Raw genomic sequence first — 1,403 nt, forward strand, 5'->3', positions numbered from 1 at the left:
CAGAGGAAGCCTGGCCCTTCAGGGCCGGGAGGAAGCTGATTCTGTCTGCGCGAGCGCGTAGCGGGGTCGCTTTCTTTCGTGGGTTCTGGTCGTTTTTGGTTGGTGATGTATTCGGCGATGATGGCGAGTGGGGCTCCACCTGCGGAGGCGGCGAAGTGGGACGGTGACCAGAAGTGATTGCGCCACAAGTATTTCCGGATGTGGTCGGGGAACTCGTGGCGCAGGTATCGAGCGGAGACGCCTTGGAGGCTATTGACCAGGGTGGAGAGTTGCACGGTGGGTGGGTAGTGGATCAATAGGTGGACGTGGTCGGTTGCTCCGCTGAACTCGGTCAACGTTGCGCCGAACTTGTCACACACCTCTGCCATGATCTGCCGGTGACATAGACCAATGGGTATCAGCAGGGAAAGGCGCAGGGTGTGAAGCGGATCGTTGTCGTGAAGCTGGCTCCCACCCCAGAGCAGTATGTGGCGCTGAAATCGACACTAGAGTTGTGCAATGCGGGGGCGAACATGGTTTCGCAGTTCGCGCACACCGCCACTGATCGACGCCCGTTCGCGCTGCAGAAACAGGTCTATGCCCAGCTCAAAGCGCGGGGGTTGTCGGCGCAACCGGCGATCCGGGTCATCAAGAAAGTCGCGGATGCGTACGCGACCCGGAAAGCGAACCTGCTTAACGGGAATTACGGCACGCCGGAATCGAAACGGTATGCGAAGGTTGCAGGTAAGGCGATCGTGTTCCGCGAGGACGCGGGCCAACCGTTTGACGATCGGTGCTTGTCGTGGCAGATCGATCGATCGACGGTGTCGATCTGGACGACCGAGGGCCGGATGCGCAACGTCGGATTCGTGTGCGCGCCGTGGCAGCTGAAAATGCTCGCCGACCGCAAAGGCGAGTCGGATCTGATTTTCCGCGACGGATCTTTCTACCTGCACGCCACCGTCGATACCGACGCACCGGATCAGGTGGTCCCCGCCGACGACCCCACCGGGTGGCTGGGCGTGGACTTGGGGATCGTGAACCTGGCGGTGACCACAGCAGATGACCCGGCCGAACTCGACGTCCGGTGGTCTGGTGGTGCGGTCACCGCCCGCCGGAAAAAGAACGAAACCATGCGGTCCGCGCTGCAAAAGGTGGGGACCAAGTCCGCGAAACGGAAGCTGAAGAAACGGCGTAGGAAGGAGACTCGGTACGCCACCGACATCAATCACCAACTCTCGAAAAGGATTGTTGCCCAAGCACAACGCACCGGTCAAGGAATCGCGCTAGAAGACCTGTCGGGGATCCGGGACCGGGTACGGCTCGCACGCAATCAACGGCAACAACTGCACTCCTGGGCATACGCGCAACTGCGTGACCAGATCACCTACAAGGCGCAAGCCGCAGGACTGCCGGTACAGGTG

The 1,403-nt window shown here is 60.9% G+C and carries 1 protein-coding gene and 1 pseudogene; one reads left to right on the forward strand and one right to left on the reverse strand.

Features of this window, described 5'->3' with window-relative positions; genetic code table 11:
- Positions 1-74: 74 nt before the first annotated feature.
- Positions 75-374, reverse strand: a pseudogene (gene tnpA / locus AZG88_RS49750) (IS200/IS605 family transposase); the annotation flags it as partial.
- Positions 375-419: 45 nt separating this feature from the next.
- Between tnpA and AZG88_RS10145 the strand changes: the two are divergent.
- The coding region (locus AZG88_RS10145; RefSeq protein ID WP_061697602.1) for an RNA-guided endonuclease TnpB family protein at positions 420-1,403 on the forward strand (984 nt) is incomplete at its 3' end.

The organism is Rhodococcus sp. LB1 (assembly GCF_001583455.1).
Classification (GTDB): Bacteria; Actinomycetota; Actinomycetes; order Mycobacteriales; family Mycobacteriaceae; genus Rhodococcus_F; species Rhodococcus_F opacus.